Origin of the sequence: Streptomyces sp. GbtcB7 (assembly GCF_019091445.1) — a bacterium.
In the GTDB taxonomy this organism is placed as follows: domain Bacteria; phylum Actinomycetota; class Actinomycetes; order Streptomycetales; family Streptomycetaceae; genus Streptomyces; species Streptomyces mirabilis.
Genome location: NZ_JAGXJM010000004.1, coordinates 457,148 through 480,487, shown reverse-complemented (window position 1 = coordinate 480,487; position 23,340 = coordinate 457,148). Strand labels below are relative to the sequence as shown.

The 23,340-nt window shown below is 70.5% G+C and carries 17 protein-coding genes; 10 read left to right on the top strand and 7 right to left on the bottom strand.

The window, feature by feature from the left end; genetic code table 11:
• Positions 1-9: 9 nt before the first annotated feature.
• From KVT44_RS09985 to KVT44_RS09960, 6 genes are all read right to left on the bottom strand, one after another.
• Entirely contained in the window at positions 10-1,023 is a 1,014-nt protein-coding gene (locus KVT44_RS09985; RefSeq protein ID WP_217566728.1) for a LacI family DNA-binding transcriptional regulator, read from the bottom strand.
• A complete protein-coding gene (yicI, locus tag KVT44_RS09980; RefSeq protein ID WP_217566727.1) occupies positions 1,023-3,305 on the bottom strand; it encodes an alpha-xylosidase in 2,283 nt (760 codons plus the stop codon). Before yicI ends, KVT44_RS09985 begins: the two co-directional genes overlap by 1 nt.
• An 11-nt stretch (positions 3,306-3,316) precedes the next feature.
• Entirely contained in the window at positions 3,317-4,138 is an 822-nt protein-coding gene (locus KVT44_RS09975; RefSeq protein WP_190173501.1) for a carbohydrate ABC transporter permease, read from the bottom strand.
• Positions 4,135-5,112, bottom strand: a complete 978-nt coding sequence (locus tag KVT44_RS09970) for a carbohydrate ABC transporter permease (RefSeq protein ID WP_217566726.1) — start codon at positions 5,110-5,112, stop codon at positions 4,135-4,137. The genes KVT44_RS09975 and KVT44_RS09970 overlap by 4 nt, the downstream gene beginning before the upstream one ends.
• Positions 5,109-6,401, bottom strand: coding sequence for an ABC transporter substrate-binding protein (locus KVT44_RS09965; RefSeq protein ID WP_217566725.1), 1,293 nt, complete (start codon positions 6,399-6,401; stop codon positions 5,109-5,111). The genes KVT44_RS09970 and KVT44_RS09965 overlap by 4 nt, the downstream gene beginning before the upstream one ends.
• A gap of 120 nt (positions 6,402-6,521) precedes the next feature.
• On the bottom strand, positions 6,522-7,895 hold the full coding sequence (locus KVT44_RS09960; protein ID WP_217566724.1) for an MFS transporter: 1,374 nt from the start codon (positions 7,893-7,895) through the stop codon (positions 6,522-6,524).
• An 83-nt stretch (positions 7,896-7,978) separates the two neighbouring features.
• Here KVT44_RS09960 and KVT44_RS09955 point away from each other — a divergent pair, with 83 nt between their 5' ends.
• The 6 genes from KVT44_RS09955 (at position 7,979) to KVT44_RS09930 (ending at position 17,827) form a co-directional block, all read left to right on the top strand.
• On the top strand, positions 7,979-9,007 hold the full coding sequence (locus KVT44_RS09955; protein ID WP_217566723.1) for a LysR family transcriptional regulator: 1,029 nt from the start codon (positions 7,979-7,981) through the stop codon (positions 9,005-9,007).
• 1,635 nt (positions 9,008-10,642) lie between these two features.
• Complete coding sequence (locus KVT44_RS09950; protein WP_308313943.1) at positions 10,643-11,431, top strand: hypothetical protein; 789 nt, start codon at positions 10,643-10,645, stop codon at positions 11,429-11,431.
• Entirely contained in the window at positions 11,431-13,641 is a 2,211-nt protein-coding gene (locus KVT44_RS09945; protein ID WP_217566722.1) for a glycosyltransferase, read from the top strand. The genes KVT44_RS09950 and KVT44_RS09945 overlap by 1 nt, the downstream gene beginning before the upstream one ends.
• Positions 13,638-14,942, top strand: coding sequence for an acyltransferase (locus tag KVT44_RS09940; RefSeq protein WP_217566721.1), 1,305 nt, complete (start codon positions 13,638-13,640; stop codon positions 14,940-14,942). Before KVT44_RS09945 ends, KVT44_RS09940 begins: the two co-directional genes overlap by 4 nt.
• A 243-nt stretch (positions 14,943-15,185) precedes the next feature.
• On the top strand, positions 15,186-16,565 hold the full coding sequence (locus KVT44_RS09935) for a NarK/NasA family nitrate transporter (RefSeq protein WP_190173506.1): 1,380 nt from the start codon (positions 15,186-15,188) through the stop codon (positions 16,563-16,565).
• A 101-nt stretch (positions 16,566-16,666) separates the two neighbouring features.
• Positions 16,667-17,827, top strand: a complete 1,161-nt coding sequence (locus KVT44_RS09930; protein ID WP_217566720.1) for a uroporphyrinogen-III synthase — start codon at positions 16,667-16,669, stop codon at positions 17,825-17,827.
• Here KVT44_RS09930 and KVT44_RS09925 read toward each other — a convergent pair.
• Complete coding sequence (locus KVT44_RS09925) at positions 17,776-18,333, bottom strand: DUF1772 domain-containing protein (RefSeq protein WP_217566719.1); 558 nt, start codon at positions 18,331-18,333, stop codon at positions 17,776-17,778. The two genes, KVT44_RS09930 and KVT44_RS09925, sit on opposite strands and share 52 nt — an antisense overlap.
• A gap of 179 nt (positions 18,334-18,512) precedes the next feature.
• Between KVT44_RS09925 and KVT44_RS09920 the strand changes: the two genes are divergently transcribed.
• The 4 genes from KVT44_RS09920 (at position 18,513) to KVT44_RS09905 (ending at position 23,267) form a co-directional block, all read left to right on the top strand.
• On the top strand, positions 18,513-19,100 hold the full coding sequence (locus KVT44_RS09920) for an ABATE domain-containing protein (RefSeq protein ID WP_099922394.1): 588 nt from the start codon (positions 18,513-18,515) through the stop codon (positions 19,098-19,100).
• 293 nt (positions 19,101-19,393) lie between these two features.
• Positions 19,394-19,930, top strand: a complete 537-nt coding sequence (locus tag KVT44_RS09915; protein ID WP_054229655.1) for a sigma-70 family RNA polymerase sigma factor — start codon at positions 19,394-19,396, stop codon at positions 19,928-19,930.
• A gap of 38 nt (positions 19,931-19,968) precedes the next feature.
• Entirely contained in the window at positions 19,969-20,757 is a 789-nt protein-coding gene (locus KVT44_RS09910; RefSeq protein ID WP_180292980.1) for an anti-sigma factor, read from the top strand.
• 83 nt (positions 20,758-20,840) lie between these two features.
• The gene (locus tag KVT44_RS09905; RefSeq protein WP_217566718.1) at positions 20,841-23,267 is read left to right on the top strand and encodes a UvrD-helicase domain-containing protein; all 2,427 of its coding nucleotides are present in this window, start codon (positions 20,841-20,843) and stop codon (positions 23,265-23,267) included.
• Positions 23,268-23,340 lie beyond the last annotated feature (73 nt).

The window sequence follows — 23,340 nt, the reverse complement described above, 5'->3', positions numbered from 1 at the left end:
CACGGCTCCTCAAGGGGTCAGCGTGCGCGGTGCGGTACTCGCGCGTTCCGTCAGCCGGGGTGCGAGGAGCGTGGCCTCGGGTACGTCGGTGCCGCCCAGCTTCTTCATCAGCAGTTCCACCGCCCGCGCGCCCACCTCGGTGGACGGGATGGCGACGGAGGTGACGGGGACGCGGACGTTCTCGGCGAGCTCGTCCGGGCAGATCGCGGTGACGGAGAGGTCGACGGGGACGCGCAGACCGAGCTGCTCGAAGGCGTCGATCAGCGGTTCCAGGACCGGTTCGTTGTGCACGACGACGCCGGTGAGCGCCGGCTGTTCGCGCAGGAGCTGTTCGGCGACCCGGCGGGCGGCGGCGGGCGAGGCCTCGCAGGGGTGGACGGAGGACGCCAGCCCGCCCCGGTCGGCGGCGGCGGTGAAGCCCTCCACCACGCGCTGGGCGAACGCCGTCCCCCGTACGTACACCTCGGGCGGCGACCCGACCAGCGCCACGACCCGGTGCCCGAGCCCCGCCAGCCGCTCTACGCACAGCTCGCCCGCGGCCTTGAAGTCCAGGTCGATGCAGGTCAGCCCGGCGGGCCGGGCAGGGAAGCCGATGAGGACCGAGGGGCGGTCCAGGGCGCGCAGCAGCGGCAGCCTGGGGTCGTGCAGCTGGACGTCCATCACGATCAGCGCGTCCACCAGCGCGGTGTCCGCGACCCGCCGCAGCCCCTCCTCGCCCTCCTCCTGCGTCAGCAGCAGGACGTCGTGATCGTGTTGCCGCGCCGCCGTCACCACCGACACCGCGAACTGCATTACCACCGGCACATGGATGCCCGCCCGCAGCGGCACCACCAGGGCCAGGACGTTGGACCGGCTGCTCGCGAGGGCGCGCGCCCCGGCGTGCGGGCGGTAGCCCAGTTCGCGGATGCTGGCCTCGACGCGCTGCCGGGTCTCCTCGGAGATGGGGCGCTTGCCGCTGAGGGCGTAGGAGACGGTGCTGGGGGAGACCCCGGCGTGCCGCGCCACATCGGTGATCTTCACCATCAGGCCGGCTCCACCGTGAGGAACCCGGTCCCCGCCTCTGCCCGCGCGGTCCGCTCCCCGGAGGCCAGCCCCCAGGGTGCCGAGGGATCACTGCAGGACGCCCGGAGCGTGTCTCCTTCCCGTGCGACGGTGAAGGTCACGTCGCCGACCGGCACCGTCACCCGAGCGCCTCGCTCCAGGCCGTACGCCCTGAGCGTGACCCCGTCGGCGTGGACGTAGTCGGGCCGGTCGTCCACCGCGCCCACCGGGATCACCGCGCCCGGCCGCACCAGCAGCGGCACGCTCAGGAAGCCGTGCCGCTCGCGCACCCAGCGCGGACCGGTCACCGTCCGCCCCGTGAGGTAGTGGGTCCAGGTGCCGTCCGGAACGTAGTAGGAGACGTCTCCCTCGTCGCTGAAGACGGGCGCGACCAGCAGGTCCGGGCCGAGCATGTACTGCCGTTCCAGGTGCGCGCACCCCGGATCGTCGGGGAATTCGAGGACCATCGCCCGCATCATCGGTACGCCCTCCGCGTGGGCGGCGCGGGCGACCTCGTACAGATAGGGCATGAGGCTGAGCTTCAGCCGGGTGAACAGCCGCAGCACGTCCACGGCCTCCTCGTCGAACAGCCACGGCACCCGGTAGGAGGACGAGCCGTGCAGCCGGCTGTGGGAGGAGAGGAGACCGAAGGCGATCCACCGTTTGAAGAGGGCCGGTGTCGGCGTTCCCTCGAAGCCGCCGATGTCGTGGCTCCAGAACCCGAACCCCGACATGCCGAGGCTCAGCCCGCCGCGCAGCGACTCCGCCATCGACGCGTACGTCGCCTCGCAGTCGCCGCCCCAGTGCACCGGGAACTGCTGGCTGCCGGTGGTCGCCGAGCGCGCGAAGACGACGGCCTCCGCCTCGCCCCGGTGCTTGCGCAGCACCTCGAAGACGGTGCGGTTGTAGAGGTAGGTGTAGTAGTTGTGCATGCGTTCCGGGTCGGCGCCGTCGGCGTACGCCACGTCGACGGGGACCCGCTCGCCGAAGTCGGTCTTGAAGCAGTCGACGCCCTGGTCGAGCAGCGCCTCCAGTTTCGAGGCGTACCAGTCGCGGGCGGCCGGGCTGGTGAAGTCGACCAGCGCCATGCCCGGCTGCCACAGGTCCCACTGCCACACACTGCCGTCGGGCTTCCTGAGCAGATGGCCCAGGGCCTTGCCCTCCGCGAAGAGCGGGGAGCGCTGTGCGATGTACGGGTTGATCCACACGCAGATGTGCAGGCCCTTGTCCTTCAGCCGGGTCAGCATGCCTTCCGGGTCGGGGAAGACGCGCGGGTCCCACTGGAAGTCGCACCAGTTGAACTCGCGCATCCAGAAGCAGTCGAAGTGGAAGACGGAGAGGGGGAGTTCACGCTCCCGCATGCCGTCGATGAAGGAGGTGACGGTGGCCTCGTCGTAGGAGGTGGTGAAGGACGTCGACAGCCACAGGCCGAAGGACCAGGCGGGCGGGAGGGCCGGGCGGCCGGTGAGCTGGGTGTACTTGCGCAGGATGTCCTTCGGGGTCGGCCCGTAGATCACGTAGTACGTCAACTGCTGTGTCTCGGCGCTGAACTGGACCCGGGAGACCGCTTCCGAGGCGACCTCGAAGGAGACACGGCCCGGGTGGTCGACGAAGACGCCGTAGCCCGCGTCCGTCAGATAGAACGGGACGTTCTTGTAGGCCTGCTCGGTGGCGGTGCCGCCGTCGGCGTTCCACATGTCCACCACCTGGCCGTTCTTGACGAGCGGGCCGAAGCGCTCGCCGAGGCCGTAGACCTGGGTGCCGACCCCGAGGTTCAGCTGCTCGCGCAGATAGTGGGCACCGGCCGCGTCCCGCATGATGCCCATGCCCTTGGGGCCGCTGGTGGTGAGGATGCGGCCGTGGGCGAGGAAGTCGACGTGCCAGGGGGTGGTGCGGGCGACCCGGACGGACAGGGCGCCCGCGGTGAGGGTCGCGTGCTCGTCGTCGTACTCCACGGTGGGGGTGCTGTGCTTTTCCGGGGGACATCCCCCAGACCCCCGGACGCCCCTGTGCAGCTCGAAGCGGGGGCCGCGCGGTTCCTCGCCCTGGAAGTGCGTGAACGTGACGCCGATGACGTCCGGCATCGGCGCGTGCGCGCTGATCGTCACGACCGGTCCCTTCAGCAGGTCGCCGCGGTGGCGGATGGGCTGGGTCGGCGCGTGGATGTCGAGGGTTCCGTCGGACGCGCTGACGTCGAGGACCTCGACCGGGTGGGCCGCGGTGACGCCCTCGCGCAGCAGCCAGTAGCCGTCGGTGAACTTCACGCCCACACCCCTTACTTGACCGCGCCCACGGCGATGCCGCGGGTCAGTGTCCGCTGGAAGACGAGGAAGAAGACGATCGCGGGGAGCACGCCCAGGAGGGCCGCCGCGTTGGTCATGGTCGCGTCCATCAGGCGTTGGCCCTGGAGGACGCCGAGCGCCACCGACACCGTCTGGTTGTCGTTGGAGATCAGCATGACCAGCGGCAGCAGGAACTCGTTCCAGGTCCAGATGAAGAAGAAGACCAGGAGGACGCCGATGGTGGGGCGGCTGACGGGGACCACGATCCGCCACAGCACCTGCCACTTGTTCGCCCCGTCGATCCGGGCGGCCTCGATGATCTCGCGCGGGAACTGCCCGAGGACGGAGGACAGGAGGTACGTGCCGAAGGCCGCCTGGACGACGGTGAACACGATGATCACGCTGAGCCGGGTGTCGTAGAGGCCCGCCTGCTTGCTCAGGTAGTAGATCGGGTAGACCAGCGCCTCCTGCGGCAGCATGTTCGCCAGCACGAAGAAGGCGAGGACCCAGGTGCGGCCCTTGATGCGGCCGATGCCGATCGCGTACGCGTTCAGGACGGACAGCACGGCGGCGCCGATCGCCACCGAGCCGGAGATCAGGATCGAGTTGACGAGCTTCTGGCCGTAGTCGACGCGCTGCCAGAAGTCCTTGAGGCCGTCGAGGTAGAGGCCGTGGGGCAGGCTGAGGGGTCCGTTCGACGCGTACTCGGTGGGGGACTTGACCGCGTTGATCGCGACGATGCCGAAGGGCAGCACCATGAACAGGGCCGCGATGATCAGGGCCACGAGGACGGGACAGCGGCGTACGGCGGTCATGCGCGGAGTCCTTCCTCGGCGTCCTCGGCGCGGGTCTGGAGCTTCAGGCCGATCAGGGCGAGTACGAGGATGATCACGGTCAGCACGGTGGAGATCGCGGCGCCGTAGCCGACCTGGGTCTTCTCGAAGAAGGTGGCGAAGGAGAAGTAGGACGGCACGTCGGTCGCGCCGCCGGGACCGCCCTTGGTGAGGACGTACACCGCGCCGAACACCTTGAGCGCGGCGATCGTGCACCAGAGGAGGACGACGTAGATCTCCGGGCGGATCTGCGGCAGCGTGATGTGCCAGAAGCGGCGCCACCAGCCCGCGCCGTCCAGCTCCGCCGCCTCGTACAGCTGCGGGTCGACGCGTTGCAGCCCCGCCATGAAGACGACCAGCGGGAAGCCGATCTGGACCCACACCATCACGCCCATGACGCTGTAGAGGGCGAAGTCGGGGTCGCCGAGCCAGTCCCGCTGGAGCGAGCCGAGGCCCACCGCCTTCAGGAGTGCGTTCAGGGAGCCGTTGTCGGGGGCGAGGATCCAGCTCCAGACGATGCCGGCGACGGCGATGGGCAGGACCTGGGGGAGGTAGAAACAGGCGCGCAGGACGGCGGCGATCTTCGTGCCGAAGTGCTTGCCGACGAAGTCGAAGAGGGCGGCGGCCAGCACGAGCCCGAGGACCGTCGGTACGGCGGCCATGGCGACGACCATGAACAGGCTGTGCCGGAAGGACGCCCAGAACTCGGAGTCGTCCATCAGCTCGCGGTAGTTGGCGAGCCCCGACCACTTCGGCGAGCCGACGCCCTGCCAGTCGGTGAAGCTCACGCCGGTGTTCATCAGGAACGGCACGACGATCACCGCGAGGAAGGCGAGGACGCCGGGGAGCAGGAAGAGGGCGTAGGAGGTGTGGGGGCGGCGCGGGCGCGTCGTACGGCCGTGGTGCCGTTGGTGCCCCCGGAGGACCCGGCCGCCCCGTTCGACGGTGACCGTCATGTCTTCGGCGCGCCCTTGTCGTACGCGCTCTGCAGCGCGCTCAGATAGGCGTCCGGTTTCTCGCTCCCCGTGATCAGCTTCTGGGTCTCGGAGACGAGGACGTCGTAGAAGCCGGCGACCGGCCAGTCCGGATAGAAGGCCAGACCGTCCTTGCCGGAGAGCGTGTTGAAGTCGGCGATCAGGGTCTTGGCCTTCGGGTCGGTGATGGCGGCGGTGTCGGCGCCCACCGGGACCCCGCCCTTGTTGCCGAGCAGGTTCTGGATCTTCTGCGACATGGTGATGTCGATGAAGTCGTAGGCGAGCTCCTTGTTCTTGGCGCCCTTGGGGACGACCCAGAGGTTGCCGCCGGAGCCGAGGGTGAGGTTGCTGCCGGGCCAGAGGAAGGTGCCCCAGTCGAACTTGTTCTCCGTCTGGAAGCGCCCGTACCACCAGCTGCCGCTGAACAGGATCGGGCTCTTGCCCTGGATGAAGGAGACGCCCGCGTCCTCGGCCTTGAGCGAGGTGGACTTCTTGCTGATGTAGCCCTTCTTCACCCAGTCGGCGAAGGTCGTGGCGGCGTACGTCCAGGCGGCGTCGTGGAAGTCCGTCTTGCCCTTGTAGAGCTCGTACTTGTCGACCCACGAGCGGTCGGCCTTGGAGAGGGCGAGCTGGTACAGGTACTGCTGGGCCACGTACTCGGCGCCCGCGTTCGCCAGCGGGGTGATGCCCTTCGACACGAACGTGTCCATGGCGGCGGTGAGCTGGTCGAGGGTGGTGGGCTCCGCGATGCCGTACTTCTTGAAGAGGTCCTTGTTGTAGAAGACCATCGTGTACTCGGCGTAGTTGGGCACGCCGTACCACTTGCCGGAGCCCATGACCCCGCCTGTGTCGTACTGGCTGGTGGTGCGCACACCCGCGCTGAGCTTCTTGTCCCAGCCGCGCTTGGTCGCCTCGGCGGTCAGATCGGTGAGAAGCCCCTGCTTGGAGAGCAGTCCGGCCGTCGCGTTGCCCTTGTTGTACTCCATGATGTCGGGCGCGTCGTTCGAGTTGAGGACCATCGGGGCCGTCTTCTGGATCTGCTCGAAGCCCTTCTCCTCGAACTTCACCTTGACGCCGGGATGCTTCGCCTCGAACTCCTTGATGGCCTCGTTCCAAGCCGCGCCCATCGCGCTGTCCGGCCCTTCGTAGTGCCACAGCTTCAACGTCTTGCCGTCCGAGGAACCGCTGTCCGAGCTGCCGCAGGACGCCAGCAGCAGGGAGCCCGCCAGGGCCGCCGCCGTCGCCACCGCACGCCTTCGTGTCGTCAACATCCATTGCCTCCAGGGGAGTTGGATGGGTTTCGGGACCGTCACGCAGCGTTCGTCGAATCGTTTCGATGCGTGACGTCGAAGCGCTTCGACGGGGGAAGGTATGTGGGGGGCCTGGGTGCGTCAATGGGGTGCGTCGGAATTGGGGCCGAGGGATTGGCGGCGGTTCGGCGGGTCGGACGCCGGTGGGATCGTGAGGGAGATCGCGAGCGCGCTTCCCGCCGCCGCGATCGGCACCCCGTACCCCGCCGTCGCCGAGATGTGTTCGACCAGCCAGCCGCCGGTCGCCGAGCCGCAGGCGATCCCGCCGAGCAGGCCCGTCACCGCGAGGGTCATGCCCTCGTTCAACCGGCCTTCGGGAGTGCGCCGCTGGACGAGGGCCATGCCGGTGACCATGGTCGGCGCGGTCGCGGCCCCGGCGAGCAGCAGTGCGCCCGCGAGGGCCGGGAGCGAGGCGGTCAGGGAGGCCGCGAGCAGGGGGAGGGTCATGAGGGCCGTCATGGCGGCGAGACACCACGGATGGCGCCGCTCGGCCGGACCGGTCGGCTTCCGCGCCCCGTACAGCAGCCCCGCCACGCACGACCCGGCCGCCTGGAGGGCGAGCACCGCGCCCGCCGCCGACCGATGCCCCTGCGCGTCCGCGAAGGCGATCGTGACGACTTCCATCGAACCGAAGACGGCACCGGTGGCGAGGAAACAGAGGAGCAGAGGCGGCATTCCGGCGGCCAGGAGAGGAGACTTGGAGGGCGTACGGGGCTGGGGCGGCGGCTCCGTCGAACGCTGGGCGGCGAAGATCAGCACGCCGGTCATCATCAGCACGCCGGCCACCAGCGTGCCCGCCTCCGGGAAGAACGTGCCGCACAGGAAGGCCGCGCACACCGGTCCCAGCATGAAACACAGCTCGTCCGCGGCCTGTTCGAAGGAGTTCGCGGTGTGCGCGGCGGCCGGGTCGTCCCGCAGGAGGTGGGCCCAGCGGGCGCGTGACATGCCGCCCGTGTTGGGGGTGGTGGCCGTGGCGGCGTACGCGGCGAACAGGGTCCAGTCCGGCGCCCCGAAGCGCACGCACAGCAGCAGCGCGACGCTTCCCAGCAGAGCGAAGGCGGTGGCCGGCACCGCGATCCGGGCCTGACCGTGGCGGTCGACGAGCCGTGCGGTCCAAGGGGCGACCAGCGCGGTCGCCGCGAGGCCGGTCGCCGTCACGGCACCGGCGAGGGCGTACGAGCCGCGCGAGCCCGCGATCATGATCACCGCGCTGACGCTGAACATCCCCATGGGGAGCCGGGCGAGCAGGTTCCCGACGGTGAAGGCGCGGGCGCCGGGGATGGTGAAGAGGCGGTGGTAGGGGGTTGTCCGGCGGCGCGGGGCCTTCTGACGGCGTGAGACTTTCTGGCGGCGTGGGGCCTTCTGAGGACGGGGGCGGAAGTCGGCGATCACCAGGCTGTCGCCGGTGGCGGTGAGCAGGGGCGGGAACGCGCGCTCGGAGGGCTGTTGCGGCATGGGCCAACCGTCGCCGGGCGTGGGGTGGACGGTCCAACACCTACTCCGTGGCCATTGACGCACCTGCGTTGTAAGTTCGCGTGATGCCTGCCCCTGCCGACCGCGCTCCCGACCGCTCTCCCGGCCTCTCCTCCGACCTCCCTCACCGCCATCTCGACCCCCGGCTCCTGCGCGGGTTCCTCGTCGTCGCCGAGGAGTTGCACTTCACGCGGGCCGCCACCCGGCTGTACATCGCCCAACAGGCTCTCAGCCGTGACATCCGGCGACTGGAGCGCGAACTCGGGGCGGAGCTGTTCGTGCGCACGACCCGGCAGGTGGCGCTGACCGCCGACGGTGAGCTGCTGGTGCCGTACGCGCGGCGGGTGCTGGAGGCGCAGGACGCGCTGCTGTCCGCGTTCGCGGGGGACGGACCGGAGCGGCCGCTGCTCGTCGACGTCAACTCCCCGGGCCTCGTCTCCGGCCGCGTCCTGGACCGGGCCCGTGCGCTCGCGCCCGACTGCGAGCTGATGGCCCGCTTCGAGAGCGGGCTCACCGGCGCGGCGGGGGAGATCCTCGCGGGGCGCCTGGACGCGTCGTTCGGACGGTTCGCGGGCCTCGATCCGGCGGTCCGGACGCGGCTCGAACAGCAGCCCGTACGGTACGAGCCGATGGCCGTCGTGCTGCCCGAGGACCATCACCTCGCCGGCCTGGACGCGGTGCCGCTCGACGCGCTCGCGGGCGAGACCGTGTACGCCGGGGCGGGGAACCCGCGGACGCGGGAGTGGACCGACTTGGCGCTTCACCTTTTCGAGGGACGCGGTATCGCGCTGGCGCCACCCGCGCCGGTGGCCGTCGGAGCCGATGAGTTCCGGCGGGTCATGGCCAAGAAGCGGAACCCTGTCCTCGCTGTGGTGGATTTTCCGGCCATGTCTGAAACCGTGCGGAAACCTCTTGTTGGACCTGTTCCGTTGTCACCCGTGTCGCTGGTGTGGCGAAAGGGGCTGGTGCACCCCGGGATCGATGCCCTTCGACGAGCCGCCGGCGAGCTGGCTGCCGAGGAGGGGTGGCTACGGCGCCCTGCGGACGGTTGGATTCCGGCCAGCGATGAGCTGGTGATGACGGGGCAGGATTGACACATAAGCACACGGGTCTTCCGCATGCGCTACATTCATGGTCCGGGTGCAGTGTGGTAAAGGGGGGCGCTCGGGACGGGTGGGGGCTCGTTCCGAACGACATATACGTAATGCCCGGAGTCGTGCGCGCACCCGAAACCTGTCCCTGGGGGGATGTGCGTGCACGTGGAGAAGTGGCGAAAAGACGCCCAACCCGATCACCGAGATGTCGATCAGGTGGACGGGCGTGGAGCCGGGGGGCCGGACGCGCCGACCGCGCCGGCGGGATCCGGAGAGCCGGTGGTGTGGCCCGAGGCTGCCCGTGCGACGTCGACGTGGCCCCAGATCGTGGGCGCCGCCGCCGTGGGGTTCGCCGCGGAAGCGGAATCCGACACCGATGTCGAACGCGGTGTCGAAAGAGAGCCTGGAGCTGGCGGCGAAGGCCGACCGGGCGCCCATACGAGAACTGGCGCGGAACGTGGAGCGGGCGCGGAACGTGGCGCGGGCGCAGAGGGTGCGTTCGGCGCGGGTCGGGTGCCGGGTGCGGGTCGATCGTCCGGTTCCGAGGGGTTGTCCGGTGCGGGTCGATCGTCCGGTTCTGAAGGGCCGTCCGATGCGGGCCGTGCGTCCGGTGTCGGTGGTCGGGCCGGCGTTGAGCGACGGTTCGATGTGGACCGTCGGGTGAGCGCGGACGACGACGCGGGCGCGGAGCGCCTCGACGAGGCGAACCATGGAGACGAGGCGGACCTGCGGGCCGGGGCGGTCGGCCGTGCTGGGTCGGACCGTCGTGCCGGGGTTGTCGACCGGGCGGGCCGGCCGGACGGCGCTACCGGGGTGCCCGACCGGACCGCTGGACCGGACGCCGTTGCCGGGGTGTCCGATCAGCCTGCCGGGCCGCGTGACCGTACTGGAGTGGACCGGGGAGAAGAGGCCCCCTTGGGGGCCGGGTTGGCCGGCCGTGCCGGGACGGTTCGCCGTGCTGGGTTGAACCGTCGTGCCGGGGTTGCCGACGTGGCGGTCGGATTGGACGGCGCTACCGGGGTGCCCGACCGGACCGCTGGACCGGACGAGCTTGCCGGGGTGCCCAACCAGCCCGCCGGGCCGCGTGACCGTGCCGGGGCGGATCGGCGCGCCGAGGCGCCCGACCAGCCTGCCGGACCGCGTGACCGCGTCGCACCGGATCAACTCGCCGGAGTACCCGACCAGCCCGCCGCGCCGCGCGACCGCGCCGGAACGGATCGGCGCGCCGGGGTGCCCGATCAGTCTGCCGGACCGCGTGACCGCATCGCACCGGATCAATTCGCCGGAGTACCCGACCAGCCCGCCGGGCCGCGCGACCGCGCCGGAACGGATCGGCGCGTCGGCAACGACGATCGGCCGGCCACGGGTGGCTGGCCGGACGCACGCAGGCGCCCCGACACCCTCGGCCGATCCGACGCCTTCGGTCGACCTGACACCTTCGGTCGACCTGACACCCTTGGTCGACCTGACACCCTCGGTCGTCCCGACACGCCCAGCCGATCCGACACGCCCAGTCAACCCGAGAGGGGAGGCTGGCCGGTTGTGGAGCGCAGGGCGGACACGTTCGGGCGGGTTCATGGGGACGGTCGGACGACCGTGGGCCGTGGGGCCGACACGCCCGGCGGGTCCGCTGCCGTGTCCTGGGAGCAGTCCGGTGAGCCGGGACACACCCACGATCCGCACGAGGTGACGGTTCAACTCGACGGAGTCGGACGGCGGAAGACGGAGGACTGGCTGGTTCGGCAGGCCAGGGACGCCCCGGGCGTCCAGGACGGCTCGGACGGCCCGGTGTTCGTCGACGAGTCCGGCCGCCGCAGCCGCAGGTTCCGCCGGCTCGGCATCCTCGTCGGCATCGCCTGCGCGGTGTACGCCGTCGTCATCGTCGCCACCCTCCTGTCCGGCAACTCCAACGCGCCCTGGCTGCCGGTGCCCGGCCAGCAGGACGACACGCCGGCCGGGAAGGTCGACTCCTCGCCGCTGCCCACCGACTCGGTGTCGCCGTCCGGTTCGAGCAGCGCCGCGCCCGGCGCGAGCGCCTCGGCGAGCGACGGTACGGCCCCCGCACCGGGCGTCAGCCCGACACCGGGCGCCTCCGCGAGCGCCACCGACCCGGGCACGTCCGCGGACCCGAAGCCCTCGACGTCCGCCACCACCAGGCCGAAACCGAGCACCAGCACCACCAAGGACCCCGTCACCCCGCCGTCCCTCCCGGTGTCCGGCTCGCCCGACCCCAGCCCCTCCGAGGACGGCGCCGCCTCGCCGAGCCCTTCGGAGAGCGAGGTCGGCGCCGGCGGCACCGGCACGGTCGCCGACAGCCCCGTAGAGCCGGGCCCCATCGCCTCCGAGCCCGGCATCACCAGGTCCTCGTCCTCGGAGAACCCGGTGAGCCCGGCGACCCCGCAGAACCTGGAGAACATCCTCTGATGGCATCCCGCACCAACGCGCACGGGCCCGCTCCCCGTGCGCGGCGTCCGGCACCCGATGTCCGGCGCCGACGGCTGCCCATGCGCTGGCTGCTGCCCTCGCTGCTCCTCGTCGCCATGCTGGCGATGCTGATGCTGCGCGGCTATGTGCACAGCGAGATCCTCGCCGACCACCGCATCCAGCCCGAGGCCGCCACCGACAAGGTGCCGGACAAGATCCTCGACGGCGGCCCGGTCATCGACACCCGCGGTGGCCGCACGAACAGCCTGACCGTCCCCGACCACCGGCTCGTCCTCACCTTCGACGACGGCCCGGACCCCACGTGGACACCCAAGGTCCTCGACGTGCTGAAGAAGCACCACGCCCACGCCGTCTTCTTCGTCACCGGCACCATGACCTCGCGCTATCCGGAGCTGGTGAAGCGCATGGTCGAGGAGGGCCACGAGGTCGGCCTGCACACCTTCAACCACCCCGACCTCTCCTTCCAGTCCACCAAGCGCATCGACTGGGAGCTCTCCCAGAACCAGCTGGCGCTGGCCGGCGCGGCGGGCATCCGCACCTCGCTCTTCCGGCCCCCGTACTCGTCCTTCGCGGACGCCATGGACAACAAGTCCTGGCCGGTGACGGAGTACATAGGCACGCGCGGTTACATCACCGTCGTCAACAACACCGACAGCGAGGACTGGCAGAAGCCGGGCGTCGACCGGATCATCCGCAACGCCACGCCCAAGGGCGGCAAGGGCGCGATCGTCCTGATGCACGACTCCGGCGGCGACCGCCACCAGACCGTGCAGGCGCTGGACAAGTTCGTGCCGGAGCTTCAGGAGCGCGGGTACCGGTTCCAGAACCTCACCGAGGCCCTCGACGCGCCCAGCGCGCACACCCAGGTCACCGGCCTCGAACTGTGGAAGGGCAAGGCCTGGGTCTACCTGGTGCGCGCCTCCGACAACGTCACCGACGTCCTGGTCGTCGGCATCGCGATCATCGGCGTGCTCGTCTTCACCCGCTTCGGCATGATGCTCCTGCTGTCCGCCCTGCACGCCCGCCGGGTGCGGCGCAAGGACTTCCGCTGGGGTCCGGCGCCGGTCACCGAACCGGTGTCGGTGCTCGTGCCCGCGTACAACGAGGCCAAGTGCATAGAGAACACGGTCCGTTCCCTGATGGCGAGCGAACACCCCGTCGAGGTGCTCGTCGTCGACGACGGTTCGAGCGACGGCACGGCGCGGATCGTCGAGGACCTGCTGCTGCCGAACGTCCGCGTCGTGCGCCAGCACAACGCGGGCAAGCCCGCGGCCCTCAACCGGGGCCTGGCCAACGCCCGTCACGACATCGTCGTGATGATGGACGGCGACACGGTCTTCGAACCGGCCACCGTCCGTGAACTCGTCCAGCCGTTCGCCGACCCGAGCGTCGGCGCGGTCGCGGGCAACGCCAAGGTCGGCAACCGCGACTCCCTCATCGGGGCCTGGCAGCACATCGAGTACGTGATGGGCTTCAACCTCGACCGCCGGATGTACGACATCCTCGGCTGCATGCCGACCATCCCCGGCGCGGTCGGCGCCTTCCGCCGCTCCGCGCTGGAGCGGGTCGGCGGCATGAGCGACGACACGCTCGCCGAGGACACCGACATCACGATGGCCCTGCACCGCGACGGCTGGCGGGTCGTCTACGCGGAGAAGGCACGCGCGTGGACGGAGGCGCCGGAGTCCGTCCAGCAGCTCTGGTCCCAGCGCTACCGCTGGTCGTACGGCACGATGCAGGCGATCTGGAAGCACCGCAGAGCGCTCGTCGAACGGGGCCCGTCGGGCCGCTTCGGCCGGGTGGGCCTGCCGCTGGTCTCGCTGTTCATGGTCCTGGCCCCCCTGCTGGCCCCGCTGATCGACGTCTTCCTGCTGTACGGGCTCGTCTTCGGCCCGACGCAGAAGACGGTTCTCGCGTGGCTGGGCGTCCTCGCCGTCCAGGCGGCCTGCGCGGCGTACGCCTTCCGGCTGGACCGTGAGCGCATGAGGTATCTCATCTCGCTCCCGCTCCAGCAGATCCTCTACCGGCAGTTGATGTACATGGTTCTCCTCCAGTCCTGGATCACCGCGCTCACCGGCGGCCGGCTGCGCTGGCAGAAGCTGCGGCGCACGGGCGTCGTGGAGGCACCGGGATCGATCCCGCGGCAGCGGACGGCACAGAGCGGGAACGATCGGAGGCCGGTCGCATGACCACGCACGAGTACACGGCGGGTGCGACACCGCCGCTGGGATCGGCCCGGATCCACCCCGAACCGGCACCATCGCCGACATCCGCGCCTACACCCACCCCGGGATCAGCCCCGGGATCGGCCGCGCAGTCCGCTCCCGCGCCCAAGAAGCCCGGCCGTGACCGCTACCTGGACCTGCTGCGCTCGATCGCCCTGGTCCGTGTGGTCGTCTACCACCTCTTCGGCTGGGCATGGCTGACGGTCCTGTTCCCCTCCATGGGTGTGATGTTCGCGCTGGCCGGCTCGCTCATGGCCCGCTCGCTCAGCCGCCCGGCCCTCGGTGTGATCCGTGGCCGCATCCGCCGCCTCCTGCCGCCCCTGTGGGCGTTCAGCGCGGTGGCACTCGCGCTGATGTTCGCGGGTGGCTGGAACGTGCTGAAGGACCCGGACAACGGCGGCACCTGGGGTCTCGTCAAGCTGATCGACTACGTCATTCCGATCGGCGCCCCGCCCTTCCCCTGGCACGTCGGCTCCAAGTCCGGCCTGCTGGAGGACACCTGGGCGGTCCAGGCGGCGGGCCCGCTCTGGTACCTGCGGGCCTATCTGTGGTTCGTGATCGCCTCGCCCCTGCTGCTGTGGGCCTTCCGCAGGGTGCCCTGGGCGACGCTGCTGGCCCCCCTCGCCCTGACGGCGGTCCTCGGCACCGGCCTGGTCACCATCCCCGGCGAGACGGGCAACGCGATCTCCGACTTCACGGTCTACGGCGGCTGCTGGGTCCTGGGCTTCGCCCACCACGAGGGCGTCCTGCAACAGGTCCCCCGCTATCTGGCGATCTCCTGCTCGGCCCTGCTCATGGCCTTCGGCCTGTGGTGGGCCTCGGGACACCTGGGCCCCGACGGCTGGGACCTGAACGACATCCCCCTCGCCCAGGCGGCCTGGTCCTTCGGCTTCGTCGTCATCCTGCTCCAGTACTCCCCGTCCTGGCAGGAACTCCCCGGCCGGCTGGCCCGCTGGGACAAGCTGATCACCCTGTCCAACAACCGGGCCGTCACGATCTACCTCTGGCACAACATGCTGATCATGGCCACGGTCCCGATCATCGACCAGGCCTACAACCTCCCGTTCATGCAGAGCGACAGCGCGGTGGCCGCGCTCGACTCCTCGTACATGGTGTGGATGTTCCTCCTGGTCTGGCCCCTCATCGGCCTGACGATCCTGGCCTTCGGCTGGATCGAGGACATCGCCGCCAAGCGCAGCCCGAGGCTGTGGCCCGACGGCGCGAAGAGGAAGAAGGGCGCCTCGCGGGGGAGCCACCGGGTCTAGCGGGGTAGCCACCGGGTCTAGACGCAGGCAGGGGGGGCGACGGCACCCCGGAGGTCCTCACCCGGTCCTCACCGGGGCGTCCTCACCCGGAAGTCCTCACCGTCGCCCCCTCGCTCTCGTGAGAGCAACGTTCCTTTCCGGTCACTCACAGCCACAGCGTCGAAACGCGTCCTCCCTACCTTCGGGACTCAGTCAGTCGTTGTACGACACCTGGGCACCGCACCGGAGAACCGTGGAGGCGTCATGACAGCCCCTAGTACAGCCCCCGCACCGAGCAGGGGAGGCCGCTGGATCCAGAAGTGGGACCCCGAGGACGAGACCTTCTGGAAAGAGACGGGTGAGAAGGTCGCCCGGCGGAATCTGCTCTTCTCCGTACTCTCCGAGCACATCGGGTTCTCGATCTGGACCATGTGGTCGGTGATGGTGCTCTTCATGGGCCCCGAGTACGGGCTCACCCCGGCCGACAAGTTCATGCTCACCTCGATGGTGACGCTGGTCGGAGCCGTGGTGCGGGTGCCGTACACCTTCGCGGTGGCGATCTTCGGCGGCCGGAACTGGACCATCGTCTCGGCGGGCCTGCTGCTCGTCCCGAGCGTCGCCGCGTTCGTGGTGATGAAGCCGGGGACCTCGTTCGACACCTTCCTGCTGGTCGGTCTGCTCGCCGGCATCGGCGGCGGCAACTTCGCCTCCAGCATGACCAACATCAACGCCTTCTTCCCGCTGAGGAAGAAGGGCTGGGCGCTCGGTCTCAACGCGGGCGGCGGAAACATCGGCGTGCCCGTCATCCAGCTCGTGGCGCTCGCGATCATCGGCGCGAACGGGGGACCGAGGGTCCTGCTGGGGATCTACATTCCGCTGATCGTCGTCGCCGCCGTGCTCGCCGCCGTCTACATGGACAACATCGCGTCCGTGAAGAACGACACCGGTGCCGCCAGGGACGCCGCGAAGGACGCCCACACCTGGATCATGTCCTTCCTCTACATCGGCACCTTCGGGTCGTTCATCGGCTACAGCTTCGCCTTCGGGCAGGTGCTCCAGAACCAGTTCGGCCGCACTCCGCTGCAGGCGGCCTACGTCACCTTCATCGGCCCGCTGCTCGGCTCGCTGATCCGGCCCGTGGGCGGCTGGCTCGCCGACCGCTACGGCGGCGCGCGCATCACGCTGTGGAACTTCGTCGCCATGGCCGGTGCGACCGGTGTCATCGTCGTCGCCTCCACCCAGAAGTCGCTTCCCCTGTTCACGATCGCGTTCATCGCGCTGTTCGTGCTCACCGGGCTCGGCAACGGCTCGACGTACAAGATGATCCCGGGCATCTTCCAGGCCAAGGCCGTCGCCAAGGGACTGGAAGGGGAGGCGGCGGCCTCCTACGGGCGGCGGCTGTCCGGCGCCTCCATGGGCCTCATCGGCGCGGTGGGCGCGCTCGGCGGCGTCGGCATCAACCTCGCCTTCCGGCAGTCCTTCCTGTCCTACGGCTCCGGCACCGGCGCCTTCGTGGCCTTCCTCGCCTTCTACGCGCTGTGCTTCCTGGTGACCTGGGCCGTATACCTTCGCGGCCCCGCCACCCAGACTCGTACGGCCACTGCCGCAGAGGCGAAGCCGCAGCTCAGCTACGTCGAGGTCTGACGTAACACGGGTGACATCAAGGGGAACCGAGCCTGTCACGGGGCGTTGACAGGCTCGGTCGGCCGTGACCGCACGTAGACCCCCAGCGCGAGACGAGAGCCATGGACGACGAACAGCAGCGACCGGCCGGGCAGGACTGCGGCCCCCTCGCGGGGTTCACCGTGGGTGTGACGGCCGCGCGTCGGGCCGACGAACTCGGGGCTTTGCTCCAGCGACGCGGCGCCGTCGTCCAGCACGCGCCCGCCCTGCGCATCGTGCCGCTCGCCGACGACAGCGAACTCCTCGCCGCCACCAAGCAGCTGATCGACCAGGCGCCCGACATCGTGGTCGCCACCACCGCGATCGGCTTCCGCGGCTGGATCGAGGCCGCCGACGGGTGGGGGCTCGGCGAGGCCTTGCTCGGTCGGCTGCGCGGGGTCGAACTGCTCGCGCGCGGCCCCAAGGTGAAGGGCGCCGTACGGGCCCAGGGACTGACCGAGGAGTGGTCGCCCTCCTCCGAGTCCATGGCCGAGGTGCTCGACCGGCTCCTGGAGGAGGGCGTCGAGGGCCGCCGTATCGCCGTACAGCTGCACGGCGAGCCGCTGCCCGGGTTCGTGGAGTCGCTGCGGGCCGCCGGAGCCGAGGTCGTGGGGGTCCCCGTCTACCGGTGGATGCCGCCGGAGGACATCGGGCCCGTCGACCGGCTCCTCGACGCCGCCGTCACCCGCGGCCTGGACGCGCTCACCTTCACCAGCGCGCCCGCCGCCGCCTCCCTGCTGTCCAGGGCCGAGGACCGCGGTCTGCTGTCCGAACTCCTCGCCGCCCTCCACCACGACGTCCTGCCCGCCTGCGTCGGCCCCGTCACCGCGCTCCCTCTGCAGGCGCACGGCATCGACACCGTCCAGCCCGAGCGCTTCCGGCTCGGCCCCCTCGTCCAGCTGCTCTGCCAGGAACTCCCCGGCCGGGCCCGTACGTTGCCCGTCGCCGGCCACCGGGTCGAGATCCGCGGCCACGCCGTGGTGGTCGACGGGGCGCTGCGGCCCGTACCGCCCGCCGGGATGTCGCTGCTGCGGGCCCTGTCCCGCCGCCCCGGCTGGGTGGTCGCCCGATCCGAGCTGCTGCGGGCGCTGCCGGGCGCCGGGCGGGACGAGCACGCCGTCGAGACGGCCATGGCCCGGCTGCGTACGGCACTCGGCGCGCCCAAGCTCATCCAGACCGTCGTCAAGCGCGGCTACCGACTCGCGCTCGACCCGGCCGCCGACTCCAAGTACGCCGACGTGTAGGTGCGGTGGCGGTACAGGAGCAGGGCGCGGGCGAGGCAGGCCAGGGCGAGCGTCGACAGCAGGGCCCGTACGACGTTCCAGGCGACCCAGGTGTCCTCGAACCTCTGGCGTACGGCGGCCGGGTCGGCGATCGTCGCGGGGTTTCCGGCGTCCGCCAGGCGGTTGTTGAGCGGGATGTTCACGGCGACCGTGAACAGGAAGGCCAGCGTGTACGCGGCGAGGGCGGCGAACACCCACCACCGGTGGGGGGACTTGCGCGACTGCCAGGCGGAGACCGCCGTGAGGACCAGCGCGCCCATGAAGCTCAGGAAGAACACCGGGTTCTGGATCACGTCGTTGATGTTCCGCATGACCTCGATGAAGACGCGGTCGTCACTGCGGGCCAGTGACGGCATGACGTCGCAGGCGAAAATGTAGAAGACCCCGGCGATCAGGCCCATCGCGACCGTGGCCGCACCCAGGACACCTCCGGCGGTGGTACGCCGCCCCGTGCTGTTCTCTGTCATGTCATCGAGTCAACCGGCGTGGTCCGGCCCCGGACATGGCCGAGGCGCGCGGTCTCATAAGCGGACGTCCACCCCCCTGACCGGCACGGGTCTTCCGGTCGCGGGTGCAGCCATGCACTGTAGGGGGTACGACCCCTACCGACCCCTCACGGCGGTAACCCCAAGGCGGTGACAGGCACATGGCATCGGGCATGGCCACGGCCTCGTACGAGCTGAGGTTCGACTCCGGGCGGATCTGCCTGGACCTCCTCGCGACCACTCACCCCGAGGAACGGCTCGACTCGGTGGACCGGCTGCGCGCCTGGATCACCCGCTCCGGGCTCGTCCCCGCGGGCACCCCGCTCGCGGCGGCCGACATCTCCTGGCTCGTGGGCTTTCGCGAACTACGCGGTCATGTCGCCCAGTTGGTCCGCGGTGAGCTGGACGCGCGGCCCGCCGACGCAGCGCTCGCCCGCGTCAACGCCGTCGCGCTCGCCGCCCCGCCCGCCCCCTGGGCCGTACGCGCGGACGACGGCTCGCTGCGGCGCCGGCTGCACACCCCGCCCGGGCGCCCCGGGTTGCTCGCCGTCATCGCCCGCGACGCCCTCGAACTGCTCACCGACCCGGTGGCGCGCGCGAGCCTCAGACAGTGCGAGGGGGACAACTGTCCGATCGTCTACCTCGACACCTCTCGGGGGCGGCGCCGACGATGGTGTTCCAGCGAGGTGTGCGGAAACCGGGAGCGGGTGGCCCGGCATCGGCGCCGGGCGGCCCTCGCCCGCGCGTGAACCGTGCATGACGCGCGTGAACCGAGTATGAAACGCGTCACAGCGTCCCGGTCTCGGCGACTCGATCCGGAGCCTTCGCTTCACCCGTATGTGATGTGTCGATCGCTTGCAGTGATCAACAAACTTCCTTCACAACTCTTCCAAGAAATATGTCCCACCTCTTTGAACATGCGCACGCCCAGACACGTACTCCGGGACGAGCGACCGACTGGGGGATCCCCCGGACACCGGAGGTAGGCGTGCGCAAGGATTCCGCCGTGGCTGATGAACGAAGGTCAAGGGCCCGACATCGCATGAATCCGTCTGCGTCGGCTTCGTCGAACGAACCCGACGAGGAACTGATGCGTGCGCTGTACCGGGAACACGCGGGTCCGTTGCTCGCGTATGTGCTGCGGCTGGTCGCGGGGGATCGGCAGCGTGCCGAGGACGTTGTGCAGGAAACACTCATCCGTGCCTGGAAGAACGCCGGTCAGCTCAATCGGGCGACCGGTTCGGTACGACCCTGGCTGGTGACGGTCGCCCGGCGCATCGTCATCGACGGCCACCGCAGCCGGCAGGCCCGGCCGCAGGAGGTGGACCCGTCACCGCTGGAGGTCATCCCCGCGGAGGACGAGATCGACAAGGCGTTGTGGCTGATGACACTGTCGGACGCGCTGGACGACCTGACCCCTGCTCACAGGGAAGTTCTGGTCGAAACGTACTTCAAAGGGCGTACGGTCAATGAGGCGGCCGAGACGCTCGGCATACCCAGCGGCACCGTGCGCTCCCGGGTGTTCTACGCCCTGCGGTCGATGAAGCTGGCGCTGGAGGAGCGGGGGGTGACGGCATGAACGCATACGGGGGTTACGGAACAGGCGGTCCAGGAGCCATGCAGGGACCACGGGGACAACAGAACCCCGGTGACAACATCCACGAAACCGTCGGCGCCTACGCCCTCGGTATCCTCGACGACGCCGAAGCGACAGCCTTCGAGGCCCATCTCGCCACCTGTGAGTGGTGCGGCCAGCAGCTCGACGAGCTCGCCGGGATGGAACCGATGCTCGCCGCGCTCGCGGATCTGCCCGCCTCGCAGGGCACCCCGGCCATCGGGGAGTCGCTGGCCGCCCGCCCGAGCCCACAGCTCGCGGAACGGCTGGTCGACGAGGTGTCGGAGCGACGCGCGGTCAAGCGCCGGCGCGGCCTCTACCTCGTGGCCGCCGCGGCCGCGCTGATCATCGGCGGCCCGCTGACGGTGATGGCCGTCAACGGCGGCGGCACCACCACCACCGCGTCGCCCGACTCGGCGATGGCCACCAGCCCGGCCAAGGCAGCCTTCGACGTCATGACGGACAAGAAGTCGGCCACGGACCCGAGCACCAAGGTCAACGCCGTCGTCGCGATCGAGAAGAAGGACTGGGGCACCCACGCCGTCCTTCAGCTCAAGAACGTCAAGGGCCCGCTGAAGTGCTCCCTGATCGCCGTCGGCAAGAACGGCGAGCGTGAGACGGTGACCTCCTGGGCCGTCCCGAACTGGGGCTACGGCATCACGAACGCCAAGACGGAAGAGGCGAAGAAGCCCCTCTACGTCCACGGCGGCGCGGCCTTCAGCCCGAACGAGATCGACCACTTCGAGGTCATGACCTTCGACGGGAAGCGGCTCGTCGAGGTGAACGTGTGAGCGATCTCAGGGCGCGCACGTAGCCTCACGGGGCCCCCTTCGCGTACGGTTGACGGCTGCCCAGCACGTCAGAAGGGGGCCCGGTGGCCGCTCAGGCTCAGCAGGAAACCGCGCTCGACCAGATCCACGATTCCGCACAGGACGATTCCGTACGGGATCGTGAGATCAGCGTCGAGCAGCAACATCTGGACCGGGTGTACCGGCGCCTCGAGGAGAAGATCCACGAGGCGGAGTTCCTGATGAACGACGCCGCCCAGCGCGGCCAGGTCGGTACACCGGGGGCGCTCGCGGAGCGCGACGCCCAGGTGTTCCGCGCGGGGATTCATCTGAATCGCCTGAACAACGAGTTCGAGGACTTCCTCTTCGGCCGGATCGACCTGCTGCTCGGGAAGGACGGCCAGAAGGGCCCGGACGGCGCCTACACGGCCGTCGAACCGGCCGAGGGTGTCGTACAGGTGGACAAGACCGGCCAGTACGCCTCCATCGCCGAGACGCTCCACATCGGCCGCATCGGGGTGCTGGACGCGGACTACGCGCCGCTGGTCATCGACTGGCGGGCGCCCGCCGCGGCCCCCTTCTACCGCTCGACACCGGTCGACCCGGGCCGCGTCGTACGCCGCCGGGTCATCCGCTCCAAGGGCCGCAAGGTCCTCGGCGTCGAGGACGACCTGATGCGCCCCGAGCTCAAGGCCACCCTCGACGGCCGGGAACTCCCGGTGATCGGCGACGGCGCCCTGATGGCCGCGCTCGGCCAGGCCCGCAGCCACACCATGCGGGACATCGTGGCGTCCATCCAGGCCGAACAGGACCTGGTGATCCGCGCCCCCGCCGCGTCGGTGACCTACGTGGAGGGCGGCCCCGGCACCGGCAAGACGGCCGTGGCCCTGCACAGGGCGGCCTATCTCCTGTACCAGGACCGCCGCCGGTACGCGGGCGGCATCCTGATCGTCTCCCCGACCCCGCTCCTGGTCGCATACACCGAGGGCGTGCTGCCCTCCCTCGGCGAGGAGGGCCAGGTCGCCATCCGCGCCATCGGCTCCCTGGTCGACGGCGCGGAGGCCACCCTGTACGACTCCCCGGCCGTCGCCCGCGCCAAGGGCTCGTACAGGATGCTCAAGGTGCTGCGGAAGGCCGCCAGGGGCGCGCTGGAGACGCCCGGCGGCAGCCCGGGCCGGTCCACCGCCGCCGGGAACCGGTCGGAGCAGCTCGCCTTCGGCGACGAGGCCGCCCAGGCCCCCGCGGGTGCCCCCACCCGCCTGCGTGTCGTCGCCTTCGGGCGGCGCCTGGAGCTGGAGGCCGCCGAGCTCGACCGCATCAAGCACAACGCGCTGAGCGGGACCGCGCCGGTGAACCTGCTGCGCCCGCGCGCCCGCAAGCTGCTGCTGGACGCGCTGTGGGCGAAGTCCGGGGCCGGTACGCGGCACACGGACCCGGAGCTGGCCGCCGAGCTGCGGTCGTCCTTCGACGAGGACGTCGCCTCCGAGGACAGCTTCATCGACTTCCTGAACGCGTGGTGGCCCGAGCTGACCCCGCGGGGCGTCCTCGCCGCCATGGCCGACGAGCGGCGCCTGGGCCGCTGGGCGCGGCGGATCCTCAACCCCGGCGAGGTGCGCCGGGTCGCGCGCTCGCTCAAGCGGGACGGGCTGTCCGTCCACGACGTGGCGATGCTGGACGAGCTCCAGGCGATCCTGGGGATGCCCGTCCGGCCCCGCAAACGCCGCGAGCTGGACCCGCTGGACCACCTCACCGGTCTCGAGGAGCTCATGCCCGTACGCGAGGAGTCGCAGCGCGAGCGGGCCGAGCGGCTGGCGCAGGAGCGCGTCGAGTACGCGCACGTCATCGTCGACGAGGCGCAGGACCTCACGCCCATGCAGTGGCGGATGGTGGGCAGACGTGGCCGGCAGGCCACCTGGACCGTCGTGGGCGACCCGGCGCAGTCCTCGTGGTCGGACCCCGACGAGGCCGCGGAGGCCCGTGACGAGGCCCTGGGAAGCCGTCCCCGGCGCCGCTTCACCCTTACCGTCAACTATCGCAACCCCGCCGAGATCGCCGAGCTGGCCGCCAAGGTCCTCGCCCTGGCCATGCCCGGCTCCGAGTCCCCCTCGGCCGTACGGTCCACCGGGGTCGAGCCGCGTTTCGTGGCGACGAACAACGCGGGCACCGGCGTACGGGACTCGCTCGCGCAGACCGTGCGCGCCGAGGCCGCGCGTCTGCTGGACCGGGTGGACGGCACGGTGGGCGTCGTGGTGGCCATGAACCGGCGCGAGGAGGCCGCCCGCTGGCTCGCCGGGCTCGGCGAACGGGTGGTGGCGCTCGGGAGCCTGGAGGCGAAGGGACTGGAGTACGACGCGACGGTGGTCGTCTCGCCGGCGGAGATCGCCGACGAGTCGCCCGCGGGGCTGCGGGTGCTGTACGTCGCCCTCACCCGGGCCACGCAGCAGCTGACGATCGTCTCCGGCGACCGCGACGAACCCGACGGGAACGGGGTGCCGGATCTGCTCAGGGACTGACCCCCGCCGGGGCCGACGCCCCGAATGAACTCTCGGGGTGGGAATTGCCTTACGGGGATCGTTTGTTACCGTG

What these genes read in the sequence shown, in the direction of transcription:
- KVT44_RS09925 (WP_217566719.1), bottom strand. Translation starts at nt 18,333, where the DNA reads ATGACAGAGAACAGCACGGGGCGGCGTACCACCGCCGGAGGTGTCCTG.
- KVT44_RS09935 (WP_190173506.1), top strand. Translation starts at nt 15,186, where the DNA reads ATGACAGCCCCTAGTACAGCCCCCGCACCGAGCAGGGGAGGCCGCTGG.
- KVT44_RS09985 (WP_217566728.1), bottom strand. Translation starts at nt 1,023, where the DNA reads ATGGTGAAGATCACCGATGTGGCGCGGCACGCCGGGGTCTCCCCCAGC.
- KVT44_RS09940 (WP_217566721.1), top strand. Translation starts at nt 13,638, where the DNA reads ATGACCACGCACGAGTACACGGCGGGTGCGACACCGCCGCTGGGATCG.
- KVT44_RS09920 (WP_099922394.1), top strand. Translation starts at nt 18,513, where the DNA reads ATGGCATCGGGCATGGCCACGGCCTCGTACGAGCTGAGGTTCGACTCC.
- KVT44_RS09970 (WP_217566726.1), bottom strand. Translation starts at nt 5,112, where the DNA reads ATGACGGTCACCGTCGAACGGGGCGGCCGGGTCCTCCGGGGGCACCAA.
- KVT44_RS09965 (WP_217566725.1), bottom strand. Translation starts at nt 6,401, where the DNA reads ATGTTGACGACACGAAGGCGTGCGGTGGCGACGGCGGCGGCCCTGGCG.
- KVT44_RS09945 (WP_217566722.1), top strand. Translation starts at nt 11,431, where the DNA reads ATGGCATCCCGCACCAACGCGCACGGGCCCGCTCCCCGTGCGCGGCGT.
- KVT44_RS09910 (WP_180292980.1), top strand. Translation starts at nt 19,969, where the DNA reads ATGCAGGGACCACGGGGACAACAGAACCCCGGTGACAACATCCACGAA.
- KVT44_RS09975 (WP_190173501.1), bottom strand. Translation starts at nt 4,138, where the DNA reads ATGACCGCCGTACGCCGCTGTCCCGTCCTCGTGGCCCTGATCATCGCG.
- KVT44_RS09960 (WP_217566724.1), bottom strand. Translation starts at nt 7,895, where the DNA reads ATGCCGCAACAGCCCTCCGAGCGCGCGTTCCCGCCCCTGCTCACCGCC.
- KVT44_RS09955 (WP_217566723.1), top strand. Translation starts at nt 7,979, where the DNA reads ATGCCTGCCCCTGCCGACCGCGCTCCCGACCGCTCTCCCGGCCTCTCC.
- KVT44_RS09930 (WP_217566720.1), top strand. Translation starts at nt 16,667, where the DNA reads ATGGACGACGAACAGCAGCGACCGGCCGGGCAGGACTGCGGCCCCCTC.
- KVT44_RS09915 (WP_054229655.1), top strand. Translation starts at nt 19,394, where the DNA reads ATGAATCCGTCTGCGTCGGCTTCGTCGAACGAACCCGACGAGGAACTG.